Origin of the sequence: Brevibacterium sp. (assembly GCF_022712115.1) — a bacterium.
GTDB lineage: Bacteria > Actinomycetota > Actinomycetes > Actinomycetales > Brevibacteriaceae > Brevibacterium > Brevibacterium salitolerans.
The window spans coordinates 1-6,471 of the sequence record NZ_JALAHB010000266.1 but is presented as its reverse complement, the minus strand read 5'-3'; the positions used below and the strand labels follow the sequence as shown (position 1 = coordinate 6,471).

The following is a 6,471-nucleotide window of genomic DNA, read 5'->3' as shown; positions in this document are numbered from 1 at the left end:
GTTCTACGCCGTGGGCGAATCCTGGCTGGAGGAGCGGGAGAGGATCGCGCCGGAGGAGTCCTTCCGCGACTGGTTCTTCACGACCAGGGGGCCGGAGGAGCTGCGCGGACTGGACATCGACGTCCGCTGAGGAGCCGGTGCGGCAGCGCACCGGCTCCCCGCGGTCGGCGCCTCAGCTGTCCTTCTTCCCCTCGGTGGTGTTGTAGTAGGCGAAGCCGAGCAGGCCCACGAAGATGGCGGCGATGATGCTGGGCTGCAGCAGGAGGTCGCTCGCACCGGTGATCAGCGCCGGCTGGCCGATGACGAGGCCCAGCACCTGGCTGAACACGAGGATGGCCGCCAGCAGGAGGAATACGAGGATCGCGAGCGTGAACAGGATCTGGAAGACGGTTCGAAGGCGGTTCTGCATTTTCTCTCACCCCATCGGGACGGGAACGATACCGAGGGCGATGAGCACGCCCAGGACGAAGAAGGGAATGACGTAGTAGAGCACCAGCGGGATGAAGGTCTTCTCCGGACGTGCTCCGGTGATGCCGCTGGCCACGAAGATCGATCCCGAGGCCGGAGGGGAGGCTCCTTCCGTCGAGGCGAACGTCAGGATCGCGATCACGGCGAGGAGGGGATCCACACCTGCCGCGACGAGCGTGAAGAGCGCCACCTGCCCCACCGCGGTGAGCGTGGCCGAGGAGGAGAGCGGGCCGGCGACGAGCACCACGAGCAGACCCACCAGCGTCACGAGCAGCCACTGCGGGATGCTCCACTGACCGAGGATCGTGTCGACGTCCTCGGCCAGGCCCAGCTCAGCCAGCACCTCACTGGCGGCGACCGCGAAGAAGAGGATCGCGCCGATCGTGTAGAACTTGGGCACGCTGCCCGCGAAGAAGTCCCACCATCCGCGCAGCGTGCGCGGCAGCTCCTTCCACGCCACGATCGCGCTGATGGCCATCATGAGGATCGGGATCCACACGATGAGGGAGATCGAGTCCATCGCCTCGCCGTAGAGGGCGGAACCTGCCAGCAGATCTGCGAGCGGCCCCACGGAGACGGCGATGGGGATCAGGGCGCCCAGGAACACCAGCGTCGAGGTCCAGCCGACGCGCAGCGCTGTGCGCGGCGATTCGTGCTCGCTGTCCTTCTCCGCCCTGATCCCGTCCCGGCGAACGAACCAGATGAGAAGGAGGAGGCGCCAGATGACCTGGTAGGTGCCGGCCACCAGCAGCGCCAGGTAGACCCCGCTCGTGGTGACGAGTGAACCGGCGAACCCGATCATGATGACCATCGAGGCGCTCGGCGGCAGGGCCGCGCCGAGCCCGGCGTTCCCGGCGATCACGGTGGCGGCGCGTGCGGGCTTCCAGCCGGTGCGCACCATCCACGGACCGGTGATCGCACCGCTCGCGGCGGCGTTGCCGGTGTTCGATCCGCCGGCGACGGCACCCATCGCCCCGGAGGCGAGGGTGTCCACGATGGCGGGACCTCCCGCAACGCGTCCGAAGAACGAGCTGAGGATCCTGATGAGTCTGTCGATCACCCCGGTCTTCTCCACGAAGTGGGTCATGAAGACGAAGGCGGTGGCGGCGTAGAGCACCTCGTTCTCCGAGGCGCTCGCGACCGCCGCGCCTGCGAACTGAGGGGCCTGCGCACCGGCGAAGAACAGCGTGACGACGAAGCCCAGCAGCATGGCCTCGGCCATGTTGCGCTTCACCACGACGTTCCACACCACGATCACGGCGATGAACGTCGCCAGTGCGATGAGGGCTATGGGCATGGGTATAACCTCTCCTTCGAGGTCGGGCTGAGAGCATGGACTCTCACCGGTCAAGCGGTTCCGGGCTGATGCCCGTGGATGTGCGGCGGGGCGAGCAGAACGACCGGGACACCCTGTCCGGGCGCCGAGTCCGGACCGGTGTCCGGACAGCGACAGCGCGTGTCTGAGCTCCGCGCTCAGGCGCCGGCTCTGATCGCCTCCTGACGATTGCGCTCGTCCTGTATGACGGCGCGGCCGCCCATGACGAGGCTCTCCGCGCGGAGGGCGGGAACGACGAGGACCCCGTCGGAATCGGCGACGACGTAGTCCCCCGGGGCGCACACCGCACCGCCCAGGGAGATCGCCTCCCCGAGCCGGTACGGCCCGTGCTTGTAGGGACCTGCCGGCGAGACGCCCGCCGCCCAGACCGGGAAGCCGAGCGCCTCCAGCTCGTCCGCATCGCGCACGGAGCCGTCGATGATCATTCCGGCGATGCCTTTCCTCTGCGCCCGCTCGGCCATCAGCTCGCCGATGAGAGCGCGCTCGGTATGGCCGCCTCCGTCCACGACGATGACATCGCCCGGGGCCGCCTGACGGATCGCCTCGTGGATGCCGAGGTTGTCACCGGGGCGGGTGTGGACCGGGAAGGCGCGGCCGGCCACCGGAGCGCTCTTCCACACCGGTTTGACGGCGGCGCGCACGAACCCCAGGCGATCCCCTGCATCCCCGAGTGCGGAGGTCGGGATCTGCCGCAGCGCATCGGCGAGGCTCAGGTCCCCGGCCGCGTCCGCCGCCTGGTTCGCGCTCGCCGACTCACGCGCGAGCCGGAGGTGGGTCGCCTGGGCGCCCCGGATCATCGGCCACTCCCCCCGATGGGCGGTGAGCAGATCGAGGCTGGCCTGCAGTTCGGCCCCACGGCGGGCGGCGTGCAGCGAGGTGCCGCTCCACAGCCTGTCCAGTGCCTGCTCGCCGTCGGTGATCGCCTCCGCGATCTGCTGCCGCACCCAGTCCGCCTGGCCCACTGCCTCGCCGGCCTCCATCGACTCCGTGATGAGGGCGCCGAGGCCCTTCATGAAGACGCTGCGCAGGAGCTTCCGCTTCGAGGCGTCGCCCACCTCGCCGCCGATGGGCTCGGCGTGCGCACCGATCGCCCCGAGAAGCTCCGCGGCCTCGCCGGCGTGCGGACCGGAGAGCAGCACGTGCACCTGTGCGCCGTACTTGCGGACGGAGCCGATCACCGCGCCGTCGACCACTCGCCCCGCAGCGCCGATGGCCTCGGCGATCTCCTCCTTGAGCTGAGGGGAGGCCGCATTGAGGTCCAGATACACCGCGCCCGGCCGCAGGTGCTCCGCGGCATCGCGGGCGGCCTGGAGCGCGGGCCGCGCCGTCGTCAGGCCCATCACCAGGTCAGCGTCCCTCACCGCCTCGGCCTGGGTCTCAGCCTTCTTCACGCCCGGCGCCACCTCGACGTCCCGCGGATCGTAACCGCTGACGGTATGGCCTGCCTGGGCGTACGCCTCCGCATACAGGGATCCCGCTTCTCCGAGTCCCAGAATCGCTACCTTCACACGACCTCCTTATCGTTGAGTGATAATTTCTATCATTCAGTGCAGTGATGCGATTCATAGTGGTGGCACAGACCATGCGGTGTCAAGACGGCGGAAGCCCATTGGCTATCGTGGCGACAGACGGACCGGCAGGTGCGGCTCCGCGGTGGAGCCGCTGAACACGAGGGCGAATGGCAGACGAATCAGGGCAGAGCAGAGGCACCAACCAGGGACGCACACTCGAGCGCGCGCTCGATGTCCTGGAATGCGTGGGCGAGTCCCGCCAGCCCATGAGCCTCACCCAGATCTCCCGCTCGACCGGACTGCACGTCGCGACCACGCAGAGACTGATCAGGACCCTGGTGCGCCGCGACTACCTCACCGCGTCCACGCTGGGCTACTCGCTGGGCCCGCGCGTGCTGGCCCACGCCCACTCCTTCGTGCTGCAGGACCGCCTCACCCGGGTCTCCCAGAAGGTGCTCACCGACCTCACCGCCGCCACCTCGCTGACCTCCTCGGTCTTTGTGAGGTCGGGCGGCGAACGCATCCTCATTGCGCGCGTGGAGGCACCCGATCCCCTCAGCTACTACTTCCCGGTGGGCCAGAAGCTGCCGCTCCGCGTGGGCGGCGGGAAGGTGCTCCTGGCATACCTCGACGAGGAGGACCGCGGCGAGCTGCTCGCCGCGGAGGAGGACACAGTGCTCGCGGACGGGCGCATGCAGACCGTGGAGCAGTTGGAGCGCGATCTGGAGTCGGTGAGGGCGGACGGATACTTCATCAGCACCTCTGAACGCCACACGGGCACCGTCAGCATCACCGCACCCGTATGGGGCCCGGAGGGAGAGCTGCTGGCGGCGATCAACCTGGTCGCCCACCACGGCACCCTCGACGCCGAGGGCATGAGCGCCCACCGCACCACGCTCATGCAGGCCAGCCGGCTGATCACCTCACAGGTCTGAGCGCGCTCGAGACCTCAGGGAGTTCGAGGCCTCAGAGGATCGGAGTCGCCCCGCCGTCCACTCGCAGCGCAGTGCCGGTGATGAAGCTCGCCCGCTCGCTGGCAAGGAACGCGACCGCAGCGCCGAGCTCCTCGGGCTCTCCCAGCCGGCGGGCCGGCACAGAGGCCAGTGAGCTTGCGAGGACCTCCTCCACGCTGACTCCGCGCGCCTCGGCGGACGCCTGGTTGACCTGGCGGACCCGTCCGGTGTCGAAGCGCCCGGGCAGCACGGCGTTGAGGGTGACGCCCTCGGCCGCCACCTCACCGGCGAGGGTCTTGAGCATCGCCATCAGCGCGGGTCGCCCCAGATTGGAGAGCGCGAGGCCCGGGATCGGTGCCTCCACGCTGGTGGAGCTGATCGCGACCACGCGCCCCCAACCGCGCTCCCTCATGGGTGGGAGCAAGCGCTGCAGCAGGGTCATCTGCGCCATCACGAGGCTGTCGAGAGCCGACCGCACCTCCGCGGTGGAGAGCTCAGCAGCAGTTCCCGGCGCAGGTCCCGGCCCGTTGAGGACGAGCACATCGATGCTGCCCAGGCTTTCGAGCGCCAGTTCCGCCAGTCGCTCGGCGCCCTCCTCGGTGGTGATATCGCAGCCGAGGCCCACTGCGTCCGGGAGAAGAGCAGCCTGTTCCTCGGCCACCCGCACATCACGCCCGTGCACCGCCACCCGCGCTCCGGCCGCCGCCAGCTCCTGCGCACTGGCCCAGCCCAGCCCCTTCGTCGAGGAGCAGACCAGCGCCGTGCGCCCTCGCAGTCCCAGTTCCATGTCGAAGAGGCTCCTTCATCTCGCCATCGGTGTGCGGGCCCGCTCCAGCCTGTCGCCTGTTCGTCCTCGACGCCGGCGGCGGGCCCAGCTGCGTCCGAGGATGTCCTCTCCGATGATACGCATCCGGGTCGCCGAAGAGTTCTCGGAGATCTTCGTCCACCCCGCATCCCTGCCGATCTGTGTGGACACGCCGTGCAGCAGACTGCGAACAAGCGCCTCGTCCGCACACCTCGGTTCCGCCCGCTGGACAAGCACTGCTACAACGAGGCAATGTGAGGCCTCATGACCTCAGACGCGCGCGTACCGCAGACTCCGGTGCAGCAGGAGCCCGCACAGACCGCCGAGATCCGGGCCGTCGCAGACCGTCCCGTGGACGAGGGCCTTGATCCTGCGCTCATCGACGAAGCGCGGACCCGCATCACGGATCAGGTGCGCACGGTTCCCACCACCGGTGATCTGCTCCGCTCACCGGACGGTGCCGCCGTGTCCTTCGCGCTGGAATTCATGCAGCACACGGGCACCTTCAAGGCCCGTGGGGCACTGAACTTCCTCCGGGCTCATGCGGAGGACGGCACGCTTCCCAGCGCCGGAGTCACGATCGCCTCCGGCGGCAACGCAGGAGTGGCATGCGCCTGGGCGGCGCGGCAGGCAGGAGCGCGAGCCACGGTCTTCCTGCCGGAAACGGCACCCGCACCCAAGGTGTCGCGGCTGCGCTCCTACGGCGCGAACGTCCGCCTGCACGGCAGCGAGTACGCCGAGGCCGCGGCGGCCTGCGCAGACTTCGCCGCAGAATCAGGCGCGCTGCTGTCCCATGCCTACGACCTCCCCCTCATCCAGGCGGGAGCGGGCACCCTCGTGGACGAGATCCTCACCTCCCGGCCGGACATCACAGCCATCGCCGTGTCCGTGGGCGGAGGCGGACTGTTCGCCGGTGTCTCCGCAGCAGCACGGCGACGGGGTCTGCGCGTCATCGCCGTGGAACCGGAGCACTGCTGCGCACTGCACGCCGGAATCGAAGCGGGTGTTCCCGTCGACGTCGCAGTGGACTCCGTGGCGGCGGACTCCCTGGGAGCCCGTCGGGTCTCCGCTGCCGCACTGCAGGAGGCACAGCTGCCACACGTCTCCACCGTCCTCGTCGACGACGCCTCGATCCTCGCCGCCCGTGAATCGCTCTGGGCCGAGCACAGGCTGGTCGTGGAGCATGCGGCGGCCACAGCCCTCGCCGGCGTCATGCACGAGGAGGCGCTCACCGGGCTGACCGCTGAGGACCGTGTGTGCGTGGTGCTGTGCGGCGCCAACACGGACCCCTCGACGCTGGCCTGAGACCGACGCACTCGACAGGTCTTGTGTCCGCGGGCGGAGCCTACCGCTGGAAAGCACCCGACGGCTCACGGCGCACCCCACCCGCTCAGGACC

General features: G+C 69.4%; 6 protein-coding genes. 2 read left to right on the top strand and 4 right to left on the bottom strand.

What is annotated here, in order from left to right; all coding sequences use genetic code 11:
• Positions 1-172: 172 nt before the first annotated feature.
• The 3 genes from Q0A33_RS15870 to Q0A33_RS15860 form a co-directional block, all read right to left on the bottom strand.
• A complete protein-coding gene (locus tag Q0A33_RS15870) occupies positions 173-409 on the bottom strand; it encodes a hypothetical protein (RefSeq protein ID WP_291799112.1) in 237 nt (78 codons plus the stop codon).
• Positions 410-415: 6 nt separating this feature from the next.
• Positions 416-1,765 carry a TRAP transporter large permease subunit gene (locus Q0A33_RS15865; RefSeq protein ID WP_291799109.1) on the bottom strand — a complete coding sequence of 450 codons (1,350 nt, stop codon included), beginning with the start codon at positions 1,763-1,765 and terminating at the stop codon, positions 416-418.
• Positions 1,766-1,941: 176 nt separating this feature from the next.
• Positions 1,942-3,312 (bottom strand): NAD(P)-binding domain-containing protein, encoded by a 1,371-nt coding sequence (locus tag Q0A33_RS15860; protein WP_291799106.1) that lies wholly within the window; start codon positions 3,310-3,312, stop codon positions 1,942-1,944.
• Positions 3,313-3,482: 170 nt separating this feature from the next.
• On the opposite strand from Q0A33_RS15860, the gene Q0A33_RS15855 reads away from it, so the two are divergent.
• Positions 3,483-4,250: an IclR family transcriptional regulator gene (locus Q0A33_RS15855; protein WP_291799103.1), complete on the top strand. Its 768-nt coding sequence runs from the start codon at positions 3,483-3,485 to the stop codon at positions 4,248-4,250.
• Positions 4,251-4,281: 31 nt separating this feature from the next.
• Here Q0A33_RS15855 and Q0A33_RS15850 read toward each other — a convergent pair whose 3' ends face one another.
• Complete coding sequence (locus Q0A33_RS15850) at positions 4,282-5,055, bottom strand: SDR family oxidoreductase (RefSeq protein WP_291799100.1); 774 nt, start codon at positions 5,053-5,055, stop codon at positions 4,282-4,284.
• Between the two features lie 282 nt (positions 5,056-5,337).
• On the opposite strand from Q0A33_RS15850, the gene Q0A33_RS15845 reads away from it, so the two are divergent.
• On the top strand, positions 5,338-6,378 hold the full coding sequence (locus Q0A33_RS15845) for a serine/threonine dehydratase (RefSeq protein ID WP_291799097.1): 1,041 nt from the start codon (positions 5,338-5,340) through the stop codon (positions 6,376-6,378).
• Positions 6,379-6,471: the final 93 nt, after the last annotated feature.

What these genes read in the sequence shown, in the direction of transcription:
- Q0A33_RS15870 (WP_291799112.1), bottom strand. Translation starts at nt 409, where the DNA reads ATGCAGAACCGCCTTCGAACCGTCTTCCAGATCCTGTTCACGCTCGCG.
- Q0A33_RS15865 (WP_291799109.1), bottom strand. Translation starts at nt 1,765, where the DNA reads ATGCCCATAGCCCTCATCGCACTGGCGACGTTCATCGCCGTGATCGTG.
- Q0A33_RS15855 (WP_291799103.1), top strand. Translation starts at nt 3,483, where the DNA reads ATGGCAGACGAATCAGGGCAGAGCAGAGGCACCAACCAGGGACGCACA.
- Q0A33_RS15850 (WP_291799100.1), bottom strand. Translation starts at nt 5,055, where the DNA reads ATGGAACTGGGACTGCGAGGGCGCACGGCGCTGGTCTGCTCCTCGACG.
- Q0A33_RS15845 (WP_291799097.1), top strand. Translation starts at nt 5,338, where the DNA reads ATGACCTCAGACGCGCGCGTACCGCAGACTCCGGTGCAGCAGGAGCCC.